Raw genomic sequence first — 25,046 nt, forward strand, 5'->3', positions numbered from 1 at the left:
TAAATATTCTATTAATTTATTGCCTAGGTTTACCCACTCTTTTTAAAATTCAAAGCATTACCTCCATTTCGCCCCACTCTCTGGTTTGCGACCAGCATACAAGTCATTACTGCAAACCCACCGCCGGAACTGAGATATAGCACCCATGCCGGGTCGTACGTGTCAGCGGCAAAGCCTGCTATTACGGGTAAAATCAAGGTGATAACCAGTTGGAAGCGCCAGGCCTTTGCCATCGCTCTGCCGGTTATTGAAGCAGGAAAAGTCTGCATGATGTTTAGCGTGGCCAGCACGAACACGATGTTAGTAAAGATATGCGCCATGACTATCAATAACATCGCCACCCATTGCTTATCAGTGATTGAGACCAGCGCGTAGCAGCAAATAAACAGGGCAAGCGAAATGATAAGCACATTGAGTTTCCCTGTATGGCGCTGCAACTGTGCTTCAGACAACAGCAACGGGCCGATGAGTTGTCCCACACTGCGAGCCAGTAACAACATCAATCCAGAGTCAGAAGATGTGCCGCCAAAGTTTGGCGCCAATGCAGGTAACAGGGCCATTGCGGGTGCACCAACGAATGCGATTGCCGGTAGAAATAGCAAGCTGCGACGCTGCATTTGCGTGAGTTCCCGCCAGTTGAGGTTGGGTAAAACCTCAACATGTCCCGGAGTACAAACTGGGCGATACGCCCTGTGTGCCGCGATTAGCAGAACTATCCCGAGAATAAAACTCATCGCATCCAGTGCGAGAATTGCCGATGTCGCCATACGTCCATAAAGCAATGTGCCGATGCCGATACCAAGTATCACGTTTGCCGCGAAGATAAACGTCTCCAGGCCAGACGCAGCGGGTAATTCTGCGGATTTAAGGCCACTCTTTAACGTCTGGCTGAGCACCGGAACCATCATACCGCCCGCAAAAGCCGCCACTGCCTGACTTGAAAGTAACAAGATCTGGTTATCGCTAAATAACGACCATACAGGCAATCCAAGCCCCATCAACCCAATGATTTCACACAAAATCATAACTGGAATAGGCGATATTTTGGTGAGCAACTTTTCGGCCAGATAACTTCCCGGTAAGCCGGGAGCTAGCGCGAGAATATAGGCAAGAGTGAGTACCGAGGGTTTCGCCTCAAGAGCGAGGAGTTTTCCAAAAACGATGACGTAAGTCAGCCCGTTTCCAACTGAAGAGATGAGTAATGCCGCCCCAAGCAGGGCAAACCAGCGGTGCTGGCGAAGCGTACGCAGAATGAGAAAAAACATGAGTTATCCCTTATCAACAAGCACAAAGTAGTCGCCGACGATTCGTCGGTTTTAAAACTGTGTTTATCGCGAAAGGAACAACTACATTGGTAACAGACTCACATTAAGAAACTGCTTCAAACTCTAGCTAACAATACGCAGAAAATCACCTGCCAAATTTATCCCACAATTTTTGCCAGCATTCTGCTGAGATCTTCGCGGCTCAGCGGATGCCTGTCAGTCACATAATGCAGTGTCATGCCTTCGATAAAAGCATCCAGCGTTCGGGCGGTTATCGGGTCAAAGAAGGTTTCCAGCACTTGCTGGCTACGACACATCCAGTCTTGCATGATGATTTTCAAGGCGGGGTTACGGTTGGCGTAGGCATAAAGTTGATACATCACTTGCAGGTTGTAGGACGTCGCCATTTTCTCGCCGCAAATCATATCGACGATCGCTTCGCAAGCCTCGGTGCGATTGCTGGCTTGCTCCATGCGACTTCGGTACTCATCTGACATCTGAAGGGCGAATTGCGTGAATGCTTCGCTCAGCAATGATTCTATGCCGTCGAAATAATAGGTCATTGATCCTAACGAAACGTCTGCTGCCTCAGCAATTTTGCGGTGTGTAATATGGCTAATTCCATGCTCTACCAGCATATCCAGTGTCGCTTGCAGAATGCGTTCACGTCGTGAAGGATCGTTACGGCGCGGGGCTTTGCTCATTATTTTCGCTCGTTTAAACCGGACTCAAAAGAGTTTACCAGGCAATGTGTACATATGTACACAATCTTGCTAGTGTAATTCGCATTCATCGCCAACCGGTATCTCCATGTCTGCCGCTATTAGCCAACGTAAAGCGACACAACGTCGCACCTGGGCATTATTCGCCTTCTTCTTTCTGCCGGGTCTTGTTATGGCCTCCTGGGCTACACGTACTCCTGCTATCCGGGACACGCTCAGCGTGTCGACCGCGGGTATGGGCATCGTGCTGTTTGGCCTGTCAATTGGCTCGATGAGCGGTATTCTCTGTTCCGGTTGGTTGGTTAAGCGTTTTGGTACGCGCAATATTATCCGTAGCGGCATGACGCTAATGGTGACCGGCATGTTGGTGATGGGGATTGCGCTGTTCCTTTCGTCACCTTGGTTGTTTGCCCTGGGGCTTGCGATTTTAGGCGCGGGGCTTGGCTCGTCTGAAGTGGCGATGAACGTAGAAGGCGCCATTGTGGAAGGCCTGCTGAAAAAAACGGTGCTACCGATGATGCACGGTTTTTACAGCCTGGGAACACTTGCTGGCGCGGGCATTGGCATGAGTCTGACGGCCTTTAACGTCACTGCTTATGGGCATCTGTTGGTGATTGGCCTAATCGTGATTGCACCGATTATTATCGCGATTACCGCAATCCCCCATGGCGTAGGAAAGGACAATGCCGATGCGAACTCTGTTGATGCGCACGAACCGCACCCGCCGTTTTATAAAGATCTTCAGCTGATACTGATCGGCACTATTGTGCTGGCGATGGCGTTTGCAGAAGGCTCCGCCAATGACTGGTTACCTCTGCTGATGGTCGACGGTCATGGTTTTAGCCCCACATCCGGCTCAATGATTTATGTCGGCTTTACGCTTGGAATGACCGTTGGGCGCTTTACCGGCGGTTGGTTTATTGACCGCTACAGCCGCGTGACGGTGGTTCGTGCCTGTGCCGTGATGGGGATTTTAGGTATAGGTCTCATCATCTTTGTTGATAATGCCTTTGTGGCTGGCATTTCCGTGATTCTATGGGGATTGGGAACTTCACTTGGTTTCCCGCTCACCATCTCTGCCGCAGGTGATACCGGGCCAGACCCGGCAACTCGCGTCAGTGTCGTCGCCGCGTCAGGTTATATTGCGTTCCTTGTAGGCCCGCCTTTGCTGGGCTTCCTCGGTGAGCATTACGGCCTGCGTCTGGCCATGCTGGTAGTACTGAGTTTGATGGTGGTTGCAGCCCTGGTTGCGAAAGCCGTCGCTAAACCTACAGACCTTGTACCCGAGTTAATTCAACGGAGAAATCGATGAGTGTGAAACTAATTGCCGTCGACATGGATGGAACGTTCCTCGACGATAATAAAGAGTACAACCGCGCACGTTTTGCTGAACTATATGCGCAGATGAAAGAGCAAGGTATTCGGTTTGTGGTCGCCAGTGGCAACCAGTATTACCAGTTAATTTCGTTTTTCCCGGAGATTGCCCACGAGATTTCATTCGTTGCCGACAACGGGGGATGGGTCGTTAACGAGGGCAAAGATACGTTCAACGGTGAGTTGACACAACAGCAGTTCAACACCGTTATCGACCATCTGCTGACACTGCCACATGTGGAGATTATCGCCTGTGGCAAGCGCAACGGTTATACCCTGAAAAGTTATGACGACGCGTTCAAAAAATTGGCACGCATGTATTATCACCGCCTCGAATTAGTCGACAATTTCTCAAGACTCGACGATATCTTCTTTAAATTTGCTCTGAATTTACCCGACAGTTTGTTGGAAGACACCATGAGTTCGCTGGCAGAACAATTCGAAGGCATTATGGTGCCGGTTTCCAGCGGCCATGGCTCGATTGACCTTATCATTCCAGGCATTCACAAAGCTAACGGATTGCGGATACTGCAAGAAAAATGGGGTATTGATGACAGCGAAGTCGTCACGTTTGGCGATGGCGGTAACGATATAGAGATGCTGCGTCAGGCCAGATTCGGCTTTGCTATGGCCAATGCTCCTGAAAAAATTAAACACGTTGCATCTTATCAGGCTGGACATTGCAACCAGCAAGGTGTGTTGGATGTGATTGAAAAAGTTCTGAAGAAAGAGTCGCCGTTTAACGAGTGATTCGAAAAGAGGGGCAAATATGCCCCTCTTTTTACTTTACAACGCTTTAAGCAACAACAATAAACCGTACCCCACCACCGCCGCCCACAATAACATCGGCAATGAATAGTAGTGGAAACGTACCCAAATACGGCGATCGTTGGCCATACGTAAGGCAATCAGATTCGCCAGCGAACCAGGCAGCAGACCAAAACCGCCAATATTTACCGCGAAAGCGAGCAACATTGACGCGGGCACATAATTCAGCAGCAAAATCGTCGAGGGAACATTACTGATCACCTGCGACAAACCGATTCCCAGCGCGAATAGTCCCCCTGTAGAAAGCTGATTAATACCTGCTAATGCGTGCTGTAACACCGGGAGCTGCGTTATCAGATACACATCGATAAACATCACCATAAATACCAACAGCAAACTCCAGTCGATATTCAGCAATACTCTGCGGGCCAGCACCAGAAACCCCGCGGCCACGACGAGCAGTCCCCAGATCTCTTGTTTTAGCTCCAGCGCGACAATAAATACCCCATACAGGGCAACACAACTCAGCACCAGTTTTGGCTGCCAGTCATGTTTTTTATCATGACTCTGGTAAATGAGTTTTTTATTGGGAAAACAGAACCAACTAAGCGCCAACAGGCTGAGCATAATAGCCAGCGCCAGCGGGGCCATTTGCCAGCTAAATTCCCCGAACGATAAACCCGAACGCCCCCACAGCAAAATGTTCTGCGGGTTACCAATTGGCGTAAGCATTGAGCCAGCATTCACTGCCAACGCTTCAAAAATAATGAGCCGATTAATGGGGATCGCGCACATTTTTTTCAGCGTGATGGTTAACGGCACGATGATAAACAGTGCAACGTCGTTGGTCAGAAACGTTGAGAGCAATGCCGCCGCGCTGATTAAAAACAGGGCAAGCGTTCGCTCATTATCAAAACGTTTCACCATCCGACGGCCCAACACATCGAAATAGCCACTTAGCTCCACGCCTTTGGTCAACATCATTAAGCCCGCAAGCGTAATAATGGTGTGCCAATCAATGGCATTAGCCCAAAGGGTTGGATGAAAAGGCGCGAAAAAACTCAGAACCACACCAATAAGTAGCAATAGATGAAGGAATCGATCGCGAGCAAAAGGGCGAACCAGGGTTAACAACATTCCTACTTGAACCCTCGCTGCTCGCTAAACAAGCGAAAGGCTGCCAGGGTCTCTTCACTGACGTGATGCTCTACCCCTTCAGCGTCAATCCTTGCGGTTTCCGGGCTAATACCCAATGCGAGGAAAAAGTTCTCGACGATCTGATGACGTTCACGACTGATTTGCGCCAGCTTTTCACCTTCGGCTGTCAGAAACACACCACGCCACGGTATTTGCTCTATAAGCCCAACCGAAGCAAGTCTTTTTAACATTTTTGCAACGGTCGGCTGAGAAACACCGAGTCGTGCCGCCATGTCTACCTGGCGCACTTCCCCAACTTCGCGAATCAAATCTGAAATCAACTCTACGTAGTCATCAATTAATTCACGACGGTGCGCTTCACGCACCTGCCGAAAGCCTTCGACATGCTCTTCAACATTTACCAACTGCGTCACTTTCTGTTTATTTTTTTGGCCAGGCGTACGGCTCATGATGCTTCCTCATGCAGTGGCGCGGCATCGTCCAATGACGACGTTTGGCCCCATTGTAAACCAGCATCACGTAAGCACAAAAATTTAACGAATTAGCAATAGCTATACAATATAGCCTGTGCTATATCTGTATGTAATGCAATCAGCCCTAAAGGGAATCAAGGGCAGCAGAAGTGAACGGGAGGAAACAATGAGCGAATTTAAAAGGTGCATGAAAGTGTTTACACATTCCCCATTTCAAGTGCGGCTAATGCTGCTGAACATGTTATGTGATTGGGTTTCCGGGAAACCAGAGCAGGGCGAAAAACCTAAGTCGTAGGCAGCCGCCCTGCCTTCTTCTGCTTAAGTCTCTCAGAAATTTAACCGCAGCTTGTTTGTAACAGTTCATTTCAATAGATTCAGTGAATACCTCGCGCTGAGGCGCTTAAACCCTACTATTTGTCGGATTTGCTACCTGTTTCGCAAAACACACTTCTCTTATCAGTTGATCTTCTTATCGTACCGCTCTATCTTCTTGCAGCCCTGCACATGAAACGGCTCGCAGATGCGGTCCAGTTCCCTTCTTTTCCGTCTGTCAGGCAGGTTCTTACCCTCGTCGCCAGGGTTTTCGCATGGCGTTTAGTAGATCTCGATAAACATGAATTTAACGGTTAAAGATACCCTGACGATTCGCGCAGTTGCGCTTAATCCGTGGACTGGTTTTTATTTCCTTCAGTCTTTATTGATTAACTTTGCTCTCGGTTACGAATTTAGCATTATGTATGCAGTGGCATTCAGTTGCGTCTTACTGCTGCTGTGGCGCAGTGCGCCCAAATTACAAAAAGGTTTACTGGCGATTTGCAGCCTGATTGCTGCTATGTATTTCCCATTTGGCCAGGCCTATGGCTCGCCAAACTTTAATACCTTGCTTGCCCTACACTCGACTAATTTCGAAGAATCCACGGAATTGATGACCATCTTCCCGTGGTACAGCTATTTAGTATCGCTATTTATTCTTGCGCTCGGTGTTATTGCTTTGCGCCGCAAAGTTGCGCCGAAAAAACGCCTCTGGTGCCATTTTGATAGTTTATGTCTGGTCATTAGCGTGGTGTGTTTTTTTGTCGCTCCGGTACAAAACCTGGCATATGGCGGCGTATTTAAAATCAAAGATTCCGGCTACCCGGTATTCCGCTTCGTTAAAGATGTTGTAGTCAATAATCAGGAAGTTATTGATGAGCAAACGCGCATGCAGGCCTTCGCGCAAATGAAGGACACCTGGAATGTGCTGGCAGTTAAACCAAAATATCAAACTTACGTGGTGGTAATTGGTGAAAGCGCGCGCCGCGACGTGTTAGGGGCATTCGGCGGCCATTGGGACAACACCCCGTTTGCCAGCCAGGTCAACGGCAATCTGTTTATGGATTATGTGGCCGCCAGCGGCTCGACGCAGAAATCACTGGGCATGACGCTTAACCGTGTGATTGATGGAAAACCGCAATATCAAGACAACATTATTACGCTTGCTAACCGTGCAGGTTTCCAGACCTGGTGGTTCTCAAATCAGGGGCAAATTGGTGAGTACGATACCGCCATTGCCAGTATCGCCAAACGCGCCGATGAAGTGCAGTTCCTGAAAAGCGGTGATTTTGAAGCAGATAAAAATACTCGTGACGAAGCCTTGCTCAAAATGACGGCACAAGTATTTGCGACACCGCGAACCACACCGCAATTAATTGTGCTGCATTTGATGGGCTCGCATCCACAAGCATGCGACCGAACACAAGGTAAGTATAAAGATTTCGTCCAGTCGAAAGAGACGTCTTGTTATATCTATAGCATGACGCAAACCGACGATTTGCTAAAACAACTCTACCAACAGCTACAAAATAGCGGCGAGAGTTTCTCGATGGTTTACTTCTCTGACCACGGTCTGGCTGTCAAAGAACGCGGTACTGATGTGCAGTATCTGGCGCATGATGATGCGTTCCAACAAAACTTCCAGGTACCGTTTATGGTGCTGTCCAGTGACGATAAAGTGCATCGCCAGATAAAAGCACGCCGTTCAGCAAATGATTTCCTGAACTTCTTCTCAGCGTGGACCGGGATTAAAACCAAGGAATTAACGCCGAAGTATAAGTTCATTTCTGAGCAAAATGCCGGGCCAATCTACATCACCAACTTTAAGCTCAAAAAGGTGGACTATACTCACCTTCAGACGGATGTGTTTGAAACAAAGACTCGGTAACTCAAATTGTAGATATAAAAAATCCGCCACTAAGGGCGGATTTTTTTTCACTCGATAAAAGAGTGAAATTAGAAGCGGTAACCCACGCCTGCGATCCAGGTGCCAACATCAACGTTACGGATGCGGCTCTGCTCGTAGGAAACGTCCAGTGCAACGTTTTCGATTGGGTTAAACTGCATACCTGCGCCGTAAGAGAAACCGTAGTCGCTGGTGTCAGATTTGTTAGGGAAAGCGGTGTTCTGGAATTTACCGTAACCCACACCCACTACACCGTAGATGCTTGCCCAATCGTTGATGCGGTAAGCAGGACCAGCAGTGATACCGTAGTATTGGCCTTTGTTATAAACGCCATCTTCAGTACGGTTTTTCTCGGTGTAAGTGAAAGAACCGATGTAACCCAGTGGGGTGTCGTTTTCGTAACGGTATTTCAGGTTAAAACCGCTAGCTTTGTTAGCAACGCCCTGCATATCGCTCTGTGCGTAGCCACCGGTTACGGTGCTAGTTGCTGCAGATGCGGTACCAACGGAAACGGCCAGAACACAAGCCAGTGCTGAAAGACATGCAATTTTTTTCATAATCCACCTCAAATGTGCTTCAAGTAACTTCTAAGTTTTTAATATATCAAAATTGTGTCAGAAACTCTTCGACATTTACGTTGTCTAATGAACCCTTTCATGTAACAGATCATTTCCATTACATCCTACTACCTTAAATTCATAGACTTTTTGTCAGAAAGCGACGTAATTGTTGGCATAAAATGCAACATAGTCATCCAGATAATTCTTAAACAATTTCGAACAAATCTTATGCATTCACACAGTTATCTTACTGCATCGGGCCATTATTTTTTTCAATGAAATCTCAACCAGCCATAACTTAATCATTTACACTGGGGTCACTTTTACTTTCTTGACCAAAATAGACACTGACTGACAGGATGCTGGATGCCGTTATCGCCACGTAAAACCCCCATATGGTTACCTATTGTTGTTCTTTTGATTGCGATGACCTCCATTCAAAGTGGTGCATCACTTGCGAAATCGCTTTTCCCACTAGTCGGTGCGCCTGGAGTGACGGCGTTACGCCTGGCGCTGGGAACATTGATTCTGGTGGTTGTCTTTAAGCCGTGGAGACTCCGATTCAAAGCTGAGCAACGCATCCCTTTATTGATGTACGGGCTGGCGCTCGGGGGCATGAACTACCTGTTTTATTTATCTATCCAAACAGTGCCGCTCGGGATTGCTGTCGCGCTTGAGTTCACCGGCCCGCTTGCCGTGGCTCTGTTTTCATCACGCCGAGCGGTGGATTTTATCTGGGTGATTTTGGCGGTATTGGGCCTTTGGTTCTTGTTACCACTCGGGCAATCAATTTCGCATGTCGATCTCGCGGGTGCCGCCTATGCCCTGGGTGCCGGGGCTTGTTGGGCAATTTACATCCTGTTTGGACAGAAAGCGGGGGCCGACCATGGGCCAGCAACGGTGGCATTTGGTTCGCTTATTGCGGCAATTGTCTTTGTGCCAATTGGCGCATGGCAGTCAGGGGAACTCCTCTGGCATTGGTCACTTTTACCGTTAGGCCTCGGCGTTGCGGTGTTATCGACGGCTCTGCCCTACTCGCTGGAAATGATTGCGCTCACGCGATTACCGACACGCACCTTTGGCACGCTAATGAGTATGGAACCCGGACTCGCAGCACTGTCAGGGATGTTGTTCCTTGGTGAACATCTGACTTTGGTGCAATGGCTGGCGCTGCTCTCAATTATTGCCGCATCTGTCGGCTCGACGCTTACCCTCAAGCGCGAAACACAGATTACTAGCGTCGATGTAAATTAGCCTTCTCTATTATTATTTACCGTGGTTATTGTTATCACGGTAAATAATTTCATCTATTAAAATCTGATTCTTCGTTCAACGAGTGATATGACCGTAATATTTCACGCGTAATTCCCGAAATTCACCCCATCCCCGCAACAATGTAGCGCGTGTTATTTCAAGATTATTTTTCATTACCTCTATGCGAAAACAATAATTATTACCATTCAATATTCATGTTTGTTTTATTTCTCTTACCGCCTGCAACATAATATTCAAAATCATTTATTAACAATGAGTTACTAAATTCCATTAATTAATCTCTATTTATCTGATAGGTATTAACGACTCCGGCGAACATGAAATCCGGTGCTATACTTATTTCCGGTAATTCATTGGACATAACATCAAGAGGATGAAAGATTATGACTACCGCTAAACTGGTAAAAACCAAATCTACCAATCTGCTGTTTACCCGTAACGATGTTGCAGACAGTGAAAAGAAAGCTACCATTGAGCTGCTCAATCGCCAGGTCATCCAGTTCATTGATTTGTCGTTGATTACCAAGCAAGCGCACTGGAATATGCGTGGCGCAAACTTTATTGCAGTACATGAGATGCTTGACGGTTTCCGCACAGCCCTCACTGACCACCTCGACACGATGGCTGAGCGCGCCGTTCAACTTGGAGGCGTAGCGCTGGGTACGACTCAAGTCATTAACAGTAAAACACCACTGAAAAGTTACCCGCTGGATATCCACTCAGTTCAGGATCATCTGAAAGAATTAGCCGATCGTTACGCGATTGTGGCTAACGATGTGCGTAAGGCAATCAGTGAAGCCAAAGACGAAGATACCGCTGATATCCTGACTGCGGCTTCGCGCGATCTGGACAAGTTCCTGTGGTTTATCGAGTCAAATATTGATTAATTGCTAGCGATTAGTGACTTCATCCTCCCGTCTTCGGGAGGATGTTTGCACTGTTTTAGCGCATTGATTTGTTAACCCCCACCGCAAAAGTTACTTATTTGTAATAATCACTTCACACAATCGTTAACAGATGATTGTTTTACCACCTTAATCTGCGGTAAAAATAGGCTTCAACATTTCTCCCCATTTTACGCACCAAAACTGGGCACCATAACAGTGCATCGTAACTGGCTTGCAACCATTATTGTGCAATGTTACATATTCACATCCTTGCAAAAACAGTAAGTTGAAAACTTGGCATGATTTTTTCATGTTACGGTTTGCTGATGCAGGGGATTGCCCCATGGATAAACAAGGAAATGCTATGAAGTCGATTTTGAAAGTTTCACTGGCAGCACTCACCCTGGCTTTTGCGGTTTCTTCCCACGCCGCTGATAAGAAACTGGTCGTTGCGACCGACACCGCATTCGTTCCTTTCGAATTCAAACAAGGCGACAAATACGTCGGTTTTGATATCGATTTATGGGATGCCGTAGCAAAAGAATTAAAACTGGATTACACCCTCAAGCCTATGGATTTCAGCGGCATCATTCCTGCGCTGCAAACCAAAAACATTGACCTGGCGTTGGCGGGGATCACCATTACTCCTGAGCGTCAAAAGGCTATCGAATTCTCTGACGGCTATTACAAAAGCGGCCTGTTAGTGATGGTTAAAGCGGACAACGACAGCGTTAAAAGCGTAAAAGATCTCGACGGTAAAGTGGTTGCTGTGAAGAGCGGCACCGGCTCCGTTGATTACGCGAAAGCTAACATCAAAACTAAAGACCTGCGTCAGTTCCCGAACATCGATAACGCATATATGGAACTGGGCACTAACCGTGCTGACGCCGTACTGCACGACACACCAAACATTCTGTACTTCATCAAAACTGCAGGCCAGGGCAAGTTCAAGGCTGTAGGTGATTCTCTGGAAGCGCAGCAATACGGCATCGCCTTCCCTAAAGGAAGTGATGAACTGCGCACTAAAGTTAACGGCGCGCTGAAAACACTGAAAGAGAACGGCAAGTACAACGAAATCTACAAAAAATGGTTCGGCACTGAACCAAAATAATAAATCTAAAATGATGTAAGCAAGACCTAAGGGGCGGCTTTCGCCCCTGATATTTTTGAACCACGGTAAATAACAGTAAAACAGGAACACATCATGGAGTTTGACTGGAGTGCCATTTGGCCTGCAATCCCGCTTTTGATTGAAGGCGCCAAAATGACTTTGCTGATTTCGGTCATCGGGTTATTTGGTGGTCTGATCATTGGCCTGGTGGCCGGTTTCGCCCGTACCTACGGCGGCTGGATTGCCAACCACATCGCATTAGTTTTCATTGAAGTCATCCGCGGTACGCCAATCGTCGTACAGGTGATGTTCATCTACTTCGCGCTGCCTATGGCAGTCCCTGACTTGCGCATCGACCCGTTCACAGCGGCTGTCGTGACCATTATGATCAACTCCGGTGCTTATATTGCGGAAATTACCCGTGGTGCGGTGCTGTCGATTCATAAAGGCTTCCAGGAAGCCGGGCTTGCACTCGGTCTGTCCAAGCGCGAAACCATTCGCCACGTCATTATGCCGCTGGCTCTGCGCCGTATGCTGCCGCCGCTGGGCAACCAGTGGATTATCAGCATCAAAGATACGTCGCTGTTTATCGTTATCGGTGTGGCTGAGCTGACCCGTCAGGGGCAAGAAATTATTGCAGGAAACTTCCGTGCGCTAGAGATTTGGAGCGCCGTTGCAGTCTTCTATCTGATTATTACTTTGGTGCTGAGCTTCGTGCTGCGTCGCCTTGAAAGAAGGATGAAAATCCTGTGATTGAATTTAAAAACGTCTCTAAGCACTTTGGCAAAACCCAGGTGCTGCATAACATCGACCTCAACATTAAACAGGGCGAGGTGGTGGTGATTATCGGGCCGTCAGGCTCCGGCAAATCCACATTGCTGCGTTGCATTAACAAACTGGAAGACATCACCAGTGGTGACCTGTTTGTTGACGGTCTGAAAGTGAATGATCCGAAAGTAGATGAGCGCCTGATTCGTCAGGAAGCTGGGATGGTGTTCCAACAGTTCTATCTGTTCCCACATCTGACTGCGCTGGAAAACGTCGCCTTTGGTCCGATTCGTGTGCGTGGTCTGAAAAAAGACGCGGCCGATAAACTGGCTAAAGAACTATTGGCAAAAGTGGGCCTTGCTGAACGCGCACATCACTATCCGTCAGAGCTTTCCGGTGGCCAACAACAGCGTGTGGCGATTGCCCGTGCGTTGGCTGTGAAGCCGAAAATGATGCTGTTTGATGAGCCTACCTCAGCCCTTGACCCGGAACTGCGCCACGAAGTGTTGAAGGTTATGCAGGATCTGGCAGAAGAAGGCATGACGATGGTTATCGTCACTCACGAAGTGGGATTTGCCGCCAAAGTCGCTTCGCGCCTGATCTTCATTGATAAAGGGCGCATTGCTGAAGATGGTAATCCGCAAGAGTTGATTGATAACCCACCAAGCCAGCGTTTGCAGGAATTCTTGCAGCACGTGTCTTGATTTCCCCCCTCACCCTAGCCCTCTCCCTCAAGGGAGAGGGGATAATCCGAAATTATCCCCCAAGACCGTCTTCTACCTCTCCTGGGGGAGATAGGATAATCCGGAATTCTCCCTCAAGACCGTCTTCTCCCTCTCCTGGGGGAGAGAGGATAATCCGGAATTCTCCCCCAAGACCGTCTTCTCCCTTTCCTGGGGGAGAGGGGATAATCCGAAATTCTCCCCCAAGACCGTCTTCTCCCTTTCCTGGGGGAGAGGGGATAATCCGGAATTCTCCCTCAAGACCGTCTTCTCCCTCTCCTGGGGGAGAGGGGGATAATCCGAAATTATCCCTCAAGACCGTCTTCTACCTCTCCTGGGGGAGAGGGGGATAATCCGGAATTCTCCCTCAAGACCGTTTTCTCCCTCTCCTGGGGGAGAGGGCCGGGGTGAGGGTGTTCCATTGGATTATGAAGGCTTGTAACGCGTTGCAGCCCAACGAGCACGTTGTGCATCATTCATAAAGGTCCAGGCAATGAAACGGCTCTGTTTCTGCCCCTGGGCCATCTCTTTTTTCACCACTTTCTCGACACCCGCTTCCTGCAATACGCGGTAAATCAGCGGCAGGTTTTCGCCACGGGACACTAACGAAGTGAACCACTGAACCTGACGGCCAAACGCTTTGCTCTCGTTAATCATCTGGCTGACGAATGCCACTTCGCCACCTTCACACCACAGTTCTTGCTCACGGCCGCCAAAATTCAATGCGGCGTCTTTGTCCTGACCGAGGTTTACGCGTTTACGCTCACTACCGCTGCGAGCCGCTTGTGCAGAGTCGTGGAACGGAGGATTGCAGAGTGTGGCATCAAACATTTCATTCTTATGAATCACGCCGGGTAAAATCGCCGTAGGCGTTTTCTGGCGACGCACACGAATAAGACGCGACAGTCCTGGGTTTGCATCAATAATCGCCGTCGCATTACGCACAGCTTCAGCATCCACATCTGTCCCAGTGAAGCGCCAGCCGTACTCGTGCTGGCCTATCAGTGGATAAATACAGTTCGCACCAACGCCCACATCCAACACCGAAGCCTGTGAAGGCACCACACCGCCGTTACCTTCAGCCAGTAAATCGGCCAGATGGTGAATATAGTCGGCACGTCCTGGCACCGGAGGGCAAAGAAAACCTTCTGGAATGTCCCACTGTTTCACCCCGTAGAAATGCGCCAATAACGCCTGATTGAGCGCTTTAACTGCCAGAGGGTCGGCAAAATCAACTGTCGTATCGCCATGTGGTCCTGGGCGTAGAAATGCGCTCAGCGCTGGGCTACTTTGCGTCAGCGCCGGGAAATCATAACGGTTACGGTGGCGGTTACGTGGGTGCAAACCTGGTTTAGTGGTGGCAGGGGTTTTCATTGCGGCTTCTCCTTGTGTGGTCGCGTAAGATACTCTGTGAAACCTGCGGGGTAAATACGCCACGCCAATTTCATCACTGAATGAGGTCTTATGTCCGCGAAACGCTATTACTACGAACCTGCCGACGGCCACGGTTTGCCCCACGACCCATTGAACGCCATTATCGGTCCCCGCCCTATTGGCTGGATTGCCTCCTACAATCAGCAAGGCCAACGAAATCTGGCACCGTACAGTTTCTTTAACTGCTTTAATTATCGACCACCGATTATTGGGTTCGCCAGCAGCGGTTGGAAAGACAGCGTACAAAATATTCTTGAGACCAAAGAGTTTGTCTGGAACCTGACCACGCGTGAACTGGCCGAACAGATGAATGAAACCTCCGCCTCCATCCCGCACGGTGAAGATGAGTTTACTCGCGCCGGATTGACCGCTGTTGCAGGACGAAAAGTCAAAGCCAGTCTGGTGGCAGAAAGTCCTGTCAATTTCGAGTGCCGCTTGTCTCAGTGCATTCAGCTAACGGGTGCTGACGGGGCGGCTATCAATACCTGGCTTGTCCTGGGTGAAGTCGTCGCGGTACATATCGATGAATCCCTGCTGATCGAGGGCATTTACCAAACTGCATTGGCAAAACCGGTGCTGCGCGCGGGCGGTCCATCAGCTTATTACACCATTGATGAAGCCCATCGCTTTGACTTAATTCGCCCTGACGCGCGATAAAACCAACGAAATCATGATCCTGTATCTGCATGATTTGTAAGTATTCCGTCAAGTTGTGTTGTTCAAAAAATGAGCATAAGTTAATCAATTTTTTGCGTCTTTTATTTACCGCATTGCACCTACACTTCAAGTGCTGATTGTTTTTTTATCAGCCCCCCTAAAGCGAGAGGATGTGATTATGAAAAAATTGCTGTATTTTTCTGCGGTTGTCACCCTTGCGACATTACCGTTTGCTACCATGGCCGCCGATCAACTTTCTAAAGACAACCTAGGTCAACTGCGTCCGGCAGGGACCGTCTCTGTCTCTGGCGCCGCTAATCTTGACGATCTACAAGCCAAACTTGGTGAGAAAGCGAAAGAAGAAGGTGCAAAAGGTTTTATTGTTAACTCTGCCAGTGGTGACGAACGTATGTTTGGCACCGCGACTATTTATAAATAGTCTGAATAGTTTGTCCCCGGGGTATGTGTAATAACGGCTTCTCTATCAGGGGGCCGTTTTTTATTTACGCCCCCCCTCTTTTTCTTCACGGAAAAAATAAGTAATCACATGATACTTTTATTGACCATCTGTGAATGACCTCACTTTATTTGCTCCTGACAACGTCTACTGTAAGCAGCGCAAGAATTGTCTCTTGTGATGACTTACGGAGCGGTAATAATGAAAAACCTGATGGCCGCAATAGAAGCAAAGCTGATGCCGCTTGCGGGAAGAATGGCACAACAACGCCATCTCGGAGCGATTCGCGATGCGTATATCTCGTTTATGCCGTTTATTATTGTGGGTTCTATTCTGCTGGTTATTTCCTCTTTCCCAAGCACTGCTTATCAACAGTTTATGGCATCAATTTTTGGTGAAGGTTGGTCTGCCACTATAGAAATCCCGTTTAATGCCATTTTCTCTACCATGGCGGTGTTTATTAGCTTTTTGGTCGCTTACCGTCTGGCCGAGCGTTATGACATTGACAAAATGTCAGCCGGTATTTTGTCGCTCTCCTGCTTTTTGATCCTCACACCTTTCGCTAAAACTCCAGAGATTGGCAACTTAATCCCGATGGAATGGCTGGGATCAAAAGGGTTATTTGTGGCGATGCTGGGTGCACTTGCCAGCACGGAATTATTTGCCTGGATGCTACGTCAAAACTGGGTGATACGTATGCCAGACGGCGTGCCACCAGCGGTACAGAAATCATTTGCCGCACTGATCCCATCACTGCTGATATTGGTCATTGCACTCGCAATTCGCGTGCTGTTCGCCAAAACGGATTACCACACCATTCACCAGTTTGTTTATGAAGTCCTCGCAACGCCAATTCGTCACTTTGGTACCTCCTATATCGGGGCGCTGTTTACCTGCTTTAGCATTACCAGTTTGTGGTCGGTCGGTATTAACTCCGGTTCGATGGTCAATGGCATCCTGCGGCCTTTCTGGATGGAAAACCAGATGGAAAATCTGGCGGCAACTCAAGCCGGTTTGCTGCCACCGCATGTGGTGACCGAACAGTTCTACGATATGATTTGGATGGGGGGTGCCGGTGCAACTTTGTCTCTGGTGATTGCTATGCTGCTCTTTGCCCGCAGCCAGCACATTAAAAACGTTTCACGCCTTGCCGCAGGCTCTTCCATCTTCAACATTAACGAACCGGTGCTCTTTGGCCTGCCGGTTATCATGAACCCCATCATGCTCATCCCATTCAACCTGGTTCCGCTGGTGCTGGTTACCGTGCAGTACATCGCCATGTCGATAGGTTGGGTTGCCACCACTACTGGAGTGTATATCCCATGGACACTGCCTCCGGTGCTAAGCGGTTTTATCGTTACCGGACATCTCAGCGGTGCCATCATTCAGCTTATTAACCTGCTGATCGGCGCCATCATCTATCTACCATTCCTTAAAGTGGTGGATAAGCAATATCGGGCCAATGAAACCCCGGCGCTTGTCCCATCAACCAAACCCGCCACGGAGTAAGTAAAACATGACGTTATCGACAAACTGGGGCGTGATAGCGACCTGGCGCATGGCCTGGGAAGGTGTCGCTGAAGCTGCAAATATGCTGCAAGAAAGCGGCGATGCCAGCAGCGCTGCTGTGCTGGCCGTGACCTGCGTGGAAGATTATCCCTACTATAAATCAGTCGGTTACGGCGGTTTGCCAAACGAGCAAGGCGTTGTCGAACTCGACGCTGCGTTTATGGACGGCTCAACGCTTGCCATCGGCGCAGTCGCCAGTATCCGCGACATCGCTAACCCCATTCTGGTGGCCCAGGCATTAAGCCGCGAACGCTTTAATAGTTTTATGGTGGGTGAAGGTGCCCAAACCTGGGCTTTTGCCCACGGCTTTGAACACAAAAACATGCTGACGGACCGCGCCCATCAGCATTACCTGAAACGCAAACGTGAAACACTGGATCGTGGTTTAAGCCCGTACACCGGGCACGACACCGTCGGCGTTATCACGCTCGACCAAAATCAGCAAATGTGTGTCGCCACCTCAACCAGCGGGTTGTTTATGAAACGCCCCGGCCGCGTCGGTGACTCCCCCGTCTCTGGTTCAGGATTTTATGCCGATAGCCAGATTGGTGCCGCAACAGCCACCGGCCTTGGCGAAGATCTAATGAAAGGCTGCATCAGCTACGAAATTGTCAGCCGCATGGGGCGCGGCATGTCACCGCAACAGGCGGCAGAATCCGCAGTTTACGATTTGGAAAGCCAGCTCATTGCCCGCTTTGGTCGCGCCGGAGATTTGTCTGTCGTTTGCATGAATAATCACGGTGAATACGGTGCCGCAACCACTATTGATAACTTCTCGTTTTCGGTCGCCACACCCGCACAAGCGCCAGCCGTGTTTTTGACCACTCGCGAAGGCAAGCACACGCTTATTCGCCCCGCAGATCAGGCCTGGCTTGATGCCTACCTGGAGCGCATAACTGCGGAGGTGATTGTATGAAATGCCAGATAACTACCCTTGCACAATGCCGGACAGACGCCCATTTAATGTTGTGGAAAGCGCATACGGATGCGTGGCCAGAAGCATTGCGCCCGCTGCTTGCTGAAATGGCACACGGTGACGAGCCACAATCCACCCGCTTTGGTTTAAACGGCCTCTGCCAACAGCTCACTCTTTTGCCTTCGAGCCAGATTGAACGCCCCGAAATCCTGCGCCAGTTAACCGAAAGCCTGAATACTCTTTTGCCCAGCCCAGTTTTGCATCCCGTCGCGCTGGATATTTCCGCTTTCAATCTGGCAGACTGCACCGTATTTACTCGCCTGCGCACTCTGTTGGTTGCGTTGATGAACCGCTTTTATCAGCTCCCACAATTGGGTTTTCGACAAGGCCAGCAAGAAAGCAACGGGCAGCTTTGGCTTTTGAGCACAGAGCACAACACGCTTGCCGATGAGTTGGCCGCGCAAACTCAGGCTATTGCTCAAGGCATGTTTCTATCGCGCAAACTTTCCGACACACCTGCAAATGGCTGCCGTCCGCAAGATGTTGCGCAGCAGGCGCAAGCTTGGGCGAGCGCCCATCCGAAAACTCACTGCGATATTCTGGACGAAAACACCCTGCGCGAGCTGGGTTTAGGCTGTCTTGATGCCACAGGGAAAGGCAGCAAGAATCCTCCACGCCTTGTGACACTTCGCTGGCAAGGCGCGGCAGAAAACGCGCCATATTACGCCTTCGTTGGCAAAGGCATCACCTTCGACACGGGTGGTATGTGGCTTAAAGAAGGCGAAGGGATGCGCACCATGAAATACGACATGTGTGGTGCTGCTGTGGTCTTCGGGCTAATGGAGATTGTTAAAACGCTACAACTTCCGCTGAACGTGGTCGCCGTGATGGCGCTGGCAGAAAACATGCCGGGTGAAAATGCCATGCTGCCGGGTGATGTGGTGAAATCTCATGCCGGTCTGAACGTCGAAATTATTAACACCGATGCAGAAGGTCGCCTGGTACTGGCTGATGCGCTCAGCTACACCGCAACACGCTTTAAACCGGCGGCATTAATCGACGTCGCCACGCTGACAGGCGCAGTAGTCAAAGCATTGGGTTACGACATTTCGGGTCTGATGAGTAATAACCCGCAATTGAGCCAACAACTACAGCAGGCGGCCGACTTAACCCAGGACCGGATCTGGCCGCTACCGCTGGACGAAAGTTTTGATCCGCAGGTCAAAAGTCATATTGCCGATCTGACCAATACACCTCCCAACAACGCGGCGATTGCCGTCTCAGCCGCTCATTTTTTAAGTAAGTTCTGCCATCAGTTGCCATGGGCGCACTTAGATGTCAGCGGAACCGCACTCTGTCGCGGTAAATTCACGCAGGCCAGCGGCCGTCCAGCTCTGCTATTGACGCAATACTTACTCGATCTGTGCAAAGGAAACTCCAATGAAAAAGATTCTACTGGTATGTGATTTAGGGATGTCGACCAGTCTGGTCGTCAAACGGATGCAAGAAGCTGCCGCAAAACGTGAGCTGGAAGTTGAGATCCAGGCAAAAGGAATGAGTGATTTTAAAAACGCGATTACGGCTTTTGACTGCGCGCTGCTCGGCCCGCAGATTGCTTATAAGCTCGCTGATTACAAGCAAATCGCCGCCGCGCTCAACAAGCGCGTTGAAACCATTAACATGATGGATTACGGAATGGTCAATGGAGAGAAGATCCTCGATCACGCTCTATCTCTCTGTAATTAAACTCTAAATAATTCGAGTTGTAGGAAGGCGGCAAGGGAGTGAGTCCTCAGGAGCTTACTTAGGTAAGTGACTGAGGCGAGGGAGTGCAGCCAACGCACCTACAGCTTGAAGTATGACGAGTTTAGCGAGATTTTAGCCATGCAGCCGGTGTGAGATTCTTCAACCGGCTGCGGATAATTCGATGATTCAGCAAATCCTCAAATTCCAGCAACACGGCTCCAAACCCTAACCGTTTATCGAACCGTTCACCATTGAGTAACTGCTCCAGAGGCTGCGCCCATTCACCACCAGCTGCCCTTTCCTGCCACGCTTCAGGTTGTGCTTCATGCAGGGGAACCTGGAGTTTTTGCGCCAGTTGCCGGGCAAGTTCGCCAGTATTCGCCGTCAATGACAGCACCTGCAACAGCAAGCCCTGTTGCAAAAAGCCCACCAACGCATCAAGTGATTGCTCATCATTACGCTCCCGCAGCGCCACGGCAAGAAAACCTGAAACCGGGCAGCTAAACGCCAGCAACATGCCGTGCTTGTGGCTAATGCTTTCCGGCAGCGGGAAAACATCAAGACGAAGATGACCGGTAGGCTGTTTTAAATCGGGTTTAGTCAGGCGTGATTGTTGCCAGTTTTGCAGTGTTCTGCTGACACTCGCACGGGAAATCCCCTGCTGTACCAGCAATTGCGCCGCTTCCAGAAGCTCATCAAGCGAAAGTGCCAAACGCACACGCAAAAAGACCAGCATGGACTCTTGTTCATGGCTCAATGCGCGATGAATAGTATTAGGTCGATGAGATTTGTCATAACAGTCATCCCGTTTGCGCCAGCGCCTTACGGTATCCACTGAAATATTCAGCTCTTCCGCCAGCTCGCTGTCGCTCTTGTCAGAGCTTTGAATATATTTACGGGTACGCGGCGTCGTGGTGGCGTTGGAGTGCAGCTTAATCTCCATCAAACCTCTTGTGGCAAACTGTTAATTAAGATCTTCATTATAAAAGTAAGTTAGCTCACGCAAAGAGCTAATAGCCACATTATCGTAAAAAGAGCGCGCAAGCGATTGCAGACCAGAGCGGGGCAGCGCTGACAAAAAAAGTAGCAAAAGGTGCGGTAAACGAAGCGGATGCAAAGATATATAAAGTGAAATGATAATTCGCACGCTAATCATTTTTTATATCAATGATTTAACATAAATTCAAATTATTTGAACAAGCCAGTCAATTCTATTCGATTTATTATTCTGCTTAAAAGTGTGACCATAATCACATCGACGGAACATCGTCACCCTAAACAGAATAACCTGCGAGAAATTAACTATGAAAACCATCAAATATGCTGTAGCCGCCATCGCCCTTTCAACTCTTTCTTTCGGCGCGTTCGCTGCACAATCTATCAATCCTGCTGAAGCTCAGAATTTAAACAAAGTAGGCGTGGTATCTGCAGACGGCGCATCAACTCTGGATGGACTGGAAGCAAAACTGGCAGATAAAGCAGAAGCAGCAGGCGCAAAAGCGTACTCCATCACTTCTGCTAATACTAACGGCAAGATGAGCGGCACCGCGGTTATTTATAAATAACCCTGAGCAACACCTGATATTCCCTCATTTTGAAGCACTTAATGACTCTGTTATACCCTTGTTGCCCGCGCCAATTACGCGGGCTTTTTTTCGTCTGAATCAAAAAGCCTGATTAATCAGAGCAATACCTTCTTCAAACGTTGTTACTTCGCCCGTCGCCACCAGGCAGCAGGCCATTTGCGTTTTTAAGGATTGCGGAATCGGCTCAACGCCGGCAACGCAACGTTCTATCCATCGAGCGGTCACTTCCGGATCTTTCCCGGCTGGCAGCACCACTTCCTCGTCACTGAATTCCGTTTGACGCTCGCTGACGACGCGTGCGCCCAACGAGTCGATAAGCGTAATCTGCGGGCAGCGTTGCGGATTGGCATACACCTCCCCTTCCGTACCGTGCATCAACAGGCCACGCCCACCAATGTCTGCAAAGAATTTTGCCACTTTCGGGACATATTCAGGATGTGAAACGCTTGCCAGACGCAGTGCGGCGTCTTCTTCAAACGGTGTCGCCAGTTTTGCGAGGGTATGCGCACTGTTACGCACGCCCATCCGCCAACGCATGGCGAGTTGATTTTCCATTGGCGGACATAGCGCACTGATGGGGATATAGACCGGATGATGTGAGTCCAGCCGGGCTTGCGCCTGGCCGGCATGCTCCGTCGGCTCAATGCCCATCAGCTTAAAAATAGTTTCTGTTAACACGCGCGTTGGATCGTGGCTAACGCCATGCACCACCACCGGGAAACCGAGACGGTTAAGCAGCATCGCCAGCAATGGCGTAAGGTTGGCTTGTTTGCGCGCACCGTTATAAGAAGGAATTACAATGGGCATCGGCTTGTTAATCGGTGGCGTCAGGGAGATCAGATGATGTTTCATCGCGTCATAAAAGCCGAGCATCTCCGCCTCGCCTTCACCTTTGATACGCAGCGCAATCAGCACACCGCCGAGCTCCAGTTCCGGCACCTCACCTCTGAGCATATGGGCATATAAGCCGCGAGCGGTGTCAAAATCCAGATCGCGTGCGTGGTTCTTACCCCGCCCAACTTCTTTAATGATCTTACGGTAATCCACTCACAGTCTCCTTTCTATTTCTTACTCGTACGTTTGCGCCGCACCGTGGTCTTTTTCGGTTTGGTATCAATCAGTTTAGCTGCTGGCGCTTCAGGCTGGCTTATCGGAAATACCGGCAACGCCCCCAGTAGACGCTGACCATAATTTTTGGTCAACAGGCGCCGGTCGTAAATCACCACCTCACCATAACAGCCGTGGCTGCGAATTAAACGTCCGACTTGTTGAATAAGATTAAATGAAGCGCTCGGTAAACTCTGTACTTCAAAAGGATAGCGTTTCAGTGTTTTTAACCATTCCCCTTCAGTCACTACGACCGGGCTGTCGATAGGCGGGAAGGCAATTTTATGGATATGCACCTGGCTGAGTAAATCGCCCTTTAAATCCAGACCTTCTGCAAAGGATTGCAGGCCAACCAATACACTGGTTTCGCCTTGTTCAACGCGTTTACGGTGCGTTTCCACTAGACGATAACGTGGCTGGTCGCCCTGCACTAACAGGGTCAGGCGCAGATCGGTGACATGAGTCAGGAACACCTGCATCGCTCGGTTACTGGCAAACAGCACCAGCATCCCTTTATGCTCACCTTTAGCCAATTCAGCACGGAAAAACGCCGCCATTTCAGCCAGATGTTGGGCTTCGTTTTCCATGGTCGGTTCAACCGTCAGCTGTGGAATAACCAGCTTTCCCTGTTCGACATGATTAAACGGTGAATCAAGCGCAACAAAGCGATCGCCCGCTTTTTCGCTTAAACCGCTCATCTCTTGCAGGCGGTCGAATTTATTGAGCGAACGAAGCGTCGCCGATGTCACGATAACGTGCGGCACATTACGCCACACCAGTTTCTCGAGCTGGTCGCAGACACGGATACCCACGCAATGGAAGAACAGATGCGGCTGCCCTTCACGAACGTCGCGCGTTACCCATTTTGAGACGGGTGCGCCCGATGCCTGTTCCATCGCCGAGAGTCGCCACAGTTTGCTTTGCGTCTCGAAATACCCCAATGCACGGTTCATATGCAATAACGAGCGGTGTAAACGCACAATGTCGTGAGTGCCCGTTTTTTCACTAAGATCGTTAAGCAGCGCCTCTGCCAGGCTGCGTAGCCCTTCCATGAGTTTCGCCAGACGCTTACAAATCGCCATGATTTCATCTGGCAAAATGCCCATTTCAAAGCGGTGTTCGGCTTCCTGCTCACCCGGCAGCCACAACGACACAATGCTGTTAAACGAGCTCAGCAATTCGTAGATTTCATCGCAATGATTGGTCAAGCGCTCAGGGTTCGTCAGCGGCGGCGGGCTTTTCGGACGAAACTGCGCCATGCAGGTTTCTACCAGTTTGCTGAACAGATCAAACTGCAAACGACTATAGCCGGGAGTGATTTCCGCGCTCATTTCCAGCGCGTCGCGAGCGACATCCGGTAAATGGTGGCCTTCATCTAAAATCAGCAGCAGGTTCTTCGCTTCTGGCAAAACCGCATCACTTTCCATGGCGGCCATCACCAGTGCGTGATTCGCCACCACGACTTCGGCATCGTCAATTTCACGCCGCGCCACAAAGAACGGGCATTCCCGATACCAATGGCAATTGCGGCCCAGGCAACTGGCTTTGTCGGTGCTCAAACGTCGCCACAAATCGTCATCAATGGATTGCGATGTGTGGTCGCGCAATCCGTCCCATTTGTAACCGTCGAGATCGGTTTTCAGTTTTGCGCAGCGCTGCTGTTCGTCTTTACTGGTTGGAGCCAGTTCATCTTCAAGAAAAGCCAGCAAATCGCCTTGCGCCAGGTTATCCGTCGCAAGTGCTGCCAGGTTTCGTGGGCAAACATAGCGCCCGCGCCCGAAGGCTGCGGTAAATTTCAGGTCGGGGATAATTTTGCGTAGCAGCGGTAAATCTTTGCTAAATATTTGATCCTGTAGGGCAACGTTGGCGGTGCTGACGACTAACGTTTTCTGCTCGCCACGCGCGATGGCGATCCCGGGGATCAGGTAAGAAAGGGTTTTCCCAACACCAGTGGGAGCCTCAATCGCCAGATGACGCCCTTCTTCACCCGCGAGCGTTTTCGCCACTTCGGCAATCATTTGCCGTTGCGGTGGGCGCGGAATAAAGTCCGGGATCTGTTGCTGTAGCGCCTTATACCAGGCAGCGATTTGCGCTTTTTGCGCAGAGGACAAAGCCATAAAAACCACTTCTACTGTATAAACAGCCACTATTGTCCCACTTTTTGAAGATGGGCTGTATTGTTTTTTCTGATCCGGTGTTACAGCAAGGCTTGACGCATGACAAGGCGACCGGCGAGCGACCCTCTCTATAATTAAGCCCGTTTATCCTCCACT

The 25,046-nt window shown here is 49.6% G+C and carries 25 protein-coding genes; 16 read left to right on the forward strand and 9 right to left on the reverse strand.

Features of this window, described 5'->3' with window-relative positions; all coding sequences use genetic code 11:
- Positions 1 to 29 precede the first annotated feature (29 nt).
- Both RHD99_RS16860 and RHD99_RS16865 read right to left on the reverse strand, forming a co-directional pair.
- Positions 30 to 1,265, reverse strand: coding sequence for an MFS transporter (locus RHD99_RS16860; RefSeq protein ID WP_309875377.1), 1,236 nt, complete (start codon positions 1,263 to 1,265; stop codon positions 30 to 32).
- A 158-nt stretch (positions 1,266 to 1,423) separates the two neighbouring features.
- On the reverse strand, positions 1,424 to 1,969 hold the full coding sequence (locus RHD99_RS16865) for a TetR/AcrR family transcriptional regulator (protein ID WP_309875379.1): 546 nt from the start codon (positions 1,967 to 1,969) through the stop codon (positions 1,424 to 1,426).
- 106 nt (positions 1,970 to 2,075) lie between these two features.
- Here RHD99_RS16865 and RHD99_RS16870 point away from each other — a divergent pair, with 106 nt between their 5' ends.
- Complete coding sequence (locus RHD99_RS16870) at positions 2,076 to 3,299, forward strand: MFS transporter (protein ID WP_309875381.1); 1,224 nt, start codon at positions 2,076 to 2,078, stop codon at positions 3,297 to 3,299.
- Entirely contained in the window at positions 3,296 to 4,111 is an 816-nt protein-coding gene (locus RHD99_RS16875; RefSeq protein WP_309875382.1) for a Cof-type HAD-IIB family hydrolase, read from the forward strand. Before RHD99_RS16870 ends, RHD99_RS16875 begins: the two co-directional genes overlap by 4 nt.
- A 36-nt stretch (positions 4,112 to 4,147) precedes the next feature.
- Here the strand turns inward: RHD99_RS16875 and RHD99_RS16880 are convergent, their stop codons facing one another.
- Both RHD99_RS16880 and mntR read right to left on the reverse strand, forming a co-directional pair.
- The gene (locus tag RHD99_RS16880; protein WP_309875383.1) at positions 4,148 to 5,266 is read right to left on the reverse strand and encodes an SLC13 family permease; all 1,119 of its coding nucleotides are present in this window, start codon (positions 5,264 to 5,266) and stop codon (positions 4,148 to 4,150) included.
- A gap of 2 nt (positions 5,267 to 5,268) precedes the next feature.
- A complete protein-coding gene (gene mntR, locus RHD99_RS16885; protein ID WP_064548362.1) occupies positions 5,269 to 5,736 on the reverse strand; it encodes a manganese-binding transcriptional regulator MntR in 468 nt (155 codons plus the stop codon).
- A 190-nt stretch (positions 5,737 to 5,926) separates the two neighbouring features.
- On the opposite strand from mntR, the gene mntS reads away from it, so the two are divergent.
- Positions 5,927 to 6,055 (forward strand): manganase accumulation protein MntS, encoded by a 129-nt coding sequence (gene mntS / locus RHD99_RS16890; protein WP_183270983.1) that lies wholly within the window; start codon positions 5,927 to 5,929, stop codon positions 6,053 to 6,055.
- Positions 6,056 to 6,373: 318 nt separating this feature from the next.
- On the forward strand, positions 6,374 to 7,960 hold the full coding sequence (locus tag RHD99_RS16895) for a phosphoethanolamine transferase family protein (RefSeq protein ID WP_309875387.1): 1,587 nt from the start codon (positions 6,374 to 6,376) through the stop codon (positions 7,958 to 7,960).
- Positions 7,961 to 8,028: 68 nt separating this feature from the next.
- Here RHD99_RS16895 and ompX read toward each other — a convergent pair whose 3' ends face one another.
- A complete protein-coding gene (gene ompX, locus RHD99_RS16900; RefSeq protein WP_183270985.1) occupies positions 8,029 to 8,535 on the reverse strand; it encodes an outer membrane protein OmpX in 507 nt (168 codons plus the stop codon).
- A gap of 369 nt (positions 8,536 to 8,904) precedes the next feature.
- On the opposite strand from ompX, the gene rhtA reads away from it, so the two are divergent.
- The 5 genes from rhtA (at position 8,905) to glnQ (ending at position 13,283) form a co-directional block, all read left to right on the forward strand.
- Positions 8,905 to 9,792: a threonine/homoserine exporter RhtA gene (gene rhtA, locus RHD99_RS16905; RefSeq protein ID WP_309875389.1), complete on the forward strand. Its 888-nt coding sequence runs from the start codon at positions 8,905 to 8,907 to the stop codon at positions 9,790 to 9,792.
- Between the two features lie 404 nt (positions 9,793 to 10,196).
- Complete coding sequence (gene dps / locus RHD99_RS16910) at positions 10,197 to 10,700, forward strand: DNA starvation/stationary phase protection protein Dps (RefSeq protein ID WP_183270987.1); 504 nt, start codon at positions 10,197 to 10,199, stop codon at positions 10,698 to 10,700.
- Positions 10,701 to 11,064: 364 nt separating this feature from the next.
- Complete coding sequence (glnH, locus tag RHD99_RS16915) at positions 11,065 to 11,811, forward strand: glutamine ABC transporter substrate-binding protein GlnH (RefSeq protein WP_309875390.1); 747 nt, start codon at positions 11,065 to 11,067, stop codon at positions 11,809 to 11,811.
- 93 nt (positions 11,812 to 11,904) lie between these two features.
- Positions 11,905 to 12,564 carry a glutamine ABC transporter permease GlnP gene (gene glnP, locus RHD99_RS16920; RefSeq protein ID WP_183270989.1) on the forward strand — a complete coding sequence of 220 codons (660 nt, stop codon included), beginning with the start codon at positions 11,905 to 11,907 and terminating at the stop codon, positions 12,562 to 12,564.
- Complete coding sequence (gene glnQ / locus RHD99_RS16925) at positions 12,561 to 13,283, forward strand: glutamine ABC transporter ATP-binding protein GlnQ (RefSeq protein WP_183270990.1); 723 nt, start codon at positions 12,561 to 12,563, stop codon at positions 13,281 to 13,283. Before glnP ends, glnQ begins: the two co-directional genes overlap by 4 nt.
- Before the next feature lie 444 nt (positions 13,284 to 13,727).
- Here the strand turns inward: glnQ and rlmF are convergent, their stop codons facing one another.
- A complete protein-coding gene (gene rlmF, locus RHD99_RS16930; RefSeq protein WP_183270991.1) occupies positions 13,728 to 14,675 on the reverse strand; it encodes a 23S rRNA (adenine(1618)-N(6))-methyltransferase RlmF in 948 nt (315 codons plus the stop codon).
- Between the two features lie 90 nt (positions 14,676 to 14,765).
- Between rlmF and RHD99_RS16935 the strand changes: the two genes are divergently transcribed.
- The 6 genes from RHD99_RS16935 (at position 14,766) to RHD99_RS16960 (ending at position 20,080) form a co-directional block, all read left to right on the forward strand.
- The gene (locus RHD99_RS16935; protein ID WP_309875391.1) at positions 14,766 to 15,392 is read left to right on the forward strand and encodes a flavin reductase family protein; all 627 of its coding nucleotides are present in this window, start codon (positions 14,766 to 14,768) and stop codon (positions 15,390 to 15,392) included.
- Between the two features lie 178 nt (positions 15,393 to 15,570).
- Entirely contained in the window at positions 15,571 to 15,831 is a 261-nt protein-coding gene (gene mcbA, locus RHD99_RS16940; protein WP_183270993.1) for a DUF1471 family periplasmic protein McbA, read from the forward strand.
- A 219-nt stretch (positions 15,832 to 16,050) separates the two neighbouring features.
- A complete protein-coding gene (celB, locus tag RHD99_RS16945) occupies positions 16,051 to 17,358 on the forward strand; it encodes a PTS cellobiose transporter subunit IIC (protein ID WP_309875392.1) in 1,308 nt (435 codons plus the stop codon).
- A 7-nt stretch (positions 17,359 to 17,365) separates the two neighbouring features.
- The gene (locus RHD99_RS16950) at positions 17,366 to 18,334 is read left to right on the forward strand and encodes a glycosylasparaginase (protein ID WP_309875393.1); all 969 of its coding nucleotides are present in this window, start codon (positions 17,366 to 17,368) and stop codon (positions 18,332 to 18,334) included.
- Positions 18,331 to 19,800, forward strand: a complete 1,470-nt coding sequence (locus RHD99_RS16955) for a leucyl aminopeptidase (RefSeq protein WP_309875394.1) — start codon at positions 18,331 to 18,333, stop codon at positions 19,798 to 19,800. The genes RHD99_RS16950 and RHD99_RS16955 overlap by 4 nt, the downstream gene beginning before the upstream one ends.
- Positions 19,775 to 20,080, forward strand: a complete 306-nt coding sequence (locus RHD99_RS16960) for a PTS sugar transporter subunit IIB (RefSeq protein WP_309875396.1) — start codon at positions 19,775 to 19,777, stop codon at positions 20,078 to 20,080. The genes RHD99_RS16955 and RHD99_RS16960 overlap by 26 nt, the downstream gene beginning before the upstream one ends.
- 121 nt (positions 20,081 to 20,201) lie before the next feature.
- On the opposite strand, the gene RHD99_RS16965 is transcribed toward RHD99_RS16960, so the two are convergent.
- On the reverse strand, positions 20,202 to 21,023 hold the full coding sequence (locus RHD99_RS16965) for a helix-turn-helix domain-containing protein (RefSeq protein ID WP_309875398.1): 822 nt from the start codon (positions 21,021 to 21,023) through the stop codon (positions 20,202 to 20,204).
- Positions 21,024 to 21,384: 361 nt separating this feature from the next.
- Between RHD99_RS16965 and ybiJ the strand changes: the two genes are divergently transcribed.
- Positions 21,385 to 21,645 carry a DUF1471 family protein YbiJ gene (gene ybiJ / locus RHD99_RS16970; RefSeq protein WP_183271002.1) on the forward strand — a complete coding sequence of 87 codons (261 nt, stop codon included), beginning with the start codon at positions 21,385 to 21,387 and terminating at the stop codon, positions 21,643 to 21,645.
- A 99-nt stretch (positions 21,646 to 21,744) separates the two neighbouring features.
- On the opposite strand, the gene ybiB is transcribed toward ybiJ, so the two are convergent.
- A complete protein-coding gene (ybiB, locus tag RHD99_RS16975) occupies positions 21,745 to 22,713 on the reverse strand; it encodes a DNA-binding protein YbiB (RefSeq protein WP_309875401.1) in 969 nt (322 codons plus the stop codon).
- Between the two features lie 14 nt (positions 22,714 to 22,727).
- Positions 22,728 to 24,890 carry an ATP-dependent DNA helicase DinG gene (gene dinG, locus RHD99_RS16980; RefSeq protein WP_309875403.1) on the reverse strand — a complete coding sequence of 721 codons (2,163 nt, stop codon included), beginning with the start codon at positions 24,888 to 24,890 and terminating at the stop codon, positions 22,728 to 22,730.
- Positions 24,891 to 25,046: the final 156 nt, after the last annotated feature.

Origin of the sequence: Buttiauxella selenatireducens (genome assembly GCF_031432975.1) — a bacterium.
Lineage (GTDB): Bacteria > Pseudomonadota > Gammaproteobacteria > Enterobacterales > Enterobacteriaceae > Buttiauxella > Buttiauxella selenatireducens.

Excerpts from the sequence above, each read along its gene's own strand:
- RHD99_RS16895 (WP_309875387.1), top strand. The coding sequence starts at position 6,374 with ATGAATTTAACGGTTAAAGATACCCTGACGATTCGCGCAGTTGCGCTT.
- RHD99_RS16860 (WP_309875377.1), bottom strand. The coding sequence starts at position 1,265 with ATGTTTTTTCTCATTCTGCGTACGCTTCGCCAGCACCGCTGGTTTGCC.
- RHD99_RS16865 (WP_309875379.1), bottom strand. The coding sequence starts at position 1,969 with ATGAGCAAAGCCCCGCGCCGTAACGATCCTTCACGACGTGAACGCATT.
- ompX (WP_183270985.1), bottom strand. The coding sequence starts at position 8,535 with ATGAAAAAAATTGCATGTCTTTCAGCACTGGCTTGTGTTCTGGCCGTT.
- RHD99_RS16955 (WP_309875394.1), top strand. The coding sequence starts at position 18,331 with ATGAAATGCCAGATAACTACCCTTGCACAATGCCGGACAGACGCCCAT.
- dinG (WP_309875403.1), bottom strand. The coding sequence starts at position 24,890 with ATGGCTTTGTCCTCTGCGCAAAAAGCGCAAATCGCTGCCTGGTATAAG.
- mntR (WP_064548362.1), bottom strand. The coding sequence starts at position 5,736 with ATGAGCCGTACGCCTGGCCAAAAAAATAAACAGAAAGTGACGCAGTTG.
- RHD99_RS16965 (WP_309875398.1), bottom strand. The coding sequence starts at position 21,023 with ATGGAGATTAAGCTGCACTCCAACGCCACCACGACGCCGCGTACCCGT.
- rlmF (WP_183270991.1), bottom strand. The coding sequence starts at position 14,675 with ATGAAAACCCCTGCCACCACTAAACCAGGTTTGCACCCACGTAACCGC.
- RHD99_RS16950 (WP_309875393.1), top strand. The coding sequence starts at position 17,366 with ATGACGTTATCGACAAACTGGGGCGTGATAGCGACCTGGCGCATGGCC.
- RHD99_RS16875 (WP_309875382.1), top strand. The coding sequence starts at position 3,296 with ATGAGTGTGAAACTAATTGCCGTCGACATGGATGGAACGTTCCTCGAC.
- mntS (WP_183270983.1), top strand. The coding sequence starts at position 5,927 with ATGAGCGAATTTAAAAGGTGCATGAAAGTGTTTACACATTCCCCATTT.
- RHD99_RS16960 (WP_309875396.1), top strand. The coding sequence starts at position 19,775 with ATGAAAAAGATTCTACTGGTATGTGATTTAGGGATGTCGACCAGTCTG.
- RHD99_RS16935 (WP_309875391.1), top strand. The coding sequence starts at position 14,766 with ATGTCCGCGAAACGCTATTACTACGAACCTGCCGACGGCCACGGTTTG.
- glnH (WP_309875390.1), top strand. The coding sequence starts at position 11,065 with ATGAAGTCGATTTTGAAAGTTTCACTGGCAGCACTCACCCTGGCTTTT.
- RHD99_RS16880 (WP_309875383.1), bottom strand. The coding sequence starts at position 5,266 with ATGTTGTTAACCCTGGTTCGCCCTTTTGCTCGCGATCGATTCCTTCAT.
- rhtA (WP_309875389.1), top strand. The coding sequence starts at position 8,905 with ATGCCGTTATCGCCACGTAAAACCCCCATATGGTTACCTATTGTTGTT.
- celB (WP_309875392.1), top strand. The coding sequence starts at position 16,051 with ATGAAAAACCTGATGGCCGCAATAGAAGCAAAGCTGATGCCGCTTGCG.
- RHD99_RS16870 (WP_309875381.1), top strand. The coding sequence starts at position 2,076 with ATGTCTGCCGCTATTAGCCAACGTAAAGCGACACAACGTCGCACCTGG.
- glnP (WP_183270989.1), top strand. The coding sequence starts at position 11,905 with ATGGAGTTTGACTGGAGTGCCATTTGGCCTGCAATCCCGCTTTTGATT.
- dps (WP_183270987.1), top strand. The coding sequence starts at position 10,197 with ATGACTACCGCTAAACTGGTAAAAACCAAATCTACCAATCTGCTGTTT.
- mcbA (WP_183270993.1), top strand. The coding sequence starts at position 15,571 with ATGAAAAAATTGCTGTATTTTTCTGCGGTTGTCACCCTTGCGACATTA.
- ybiJ (WP_183271002.1), top strand. The coding sequence starts at position 21,385 with ATGAAAACCATCAAATATGCTGTAGCCGCCATCGCCCTTTCAACTCTT.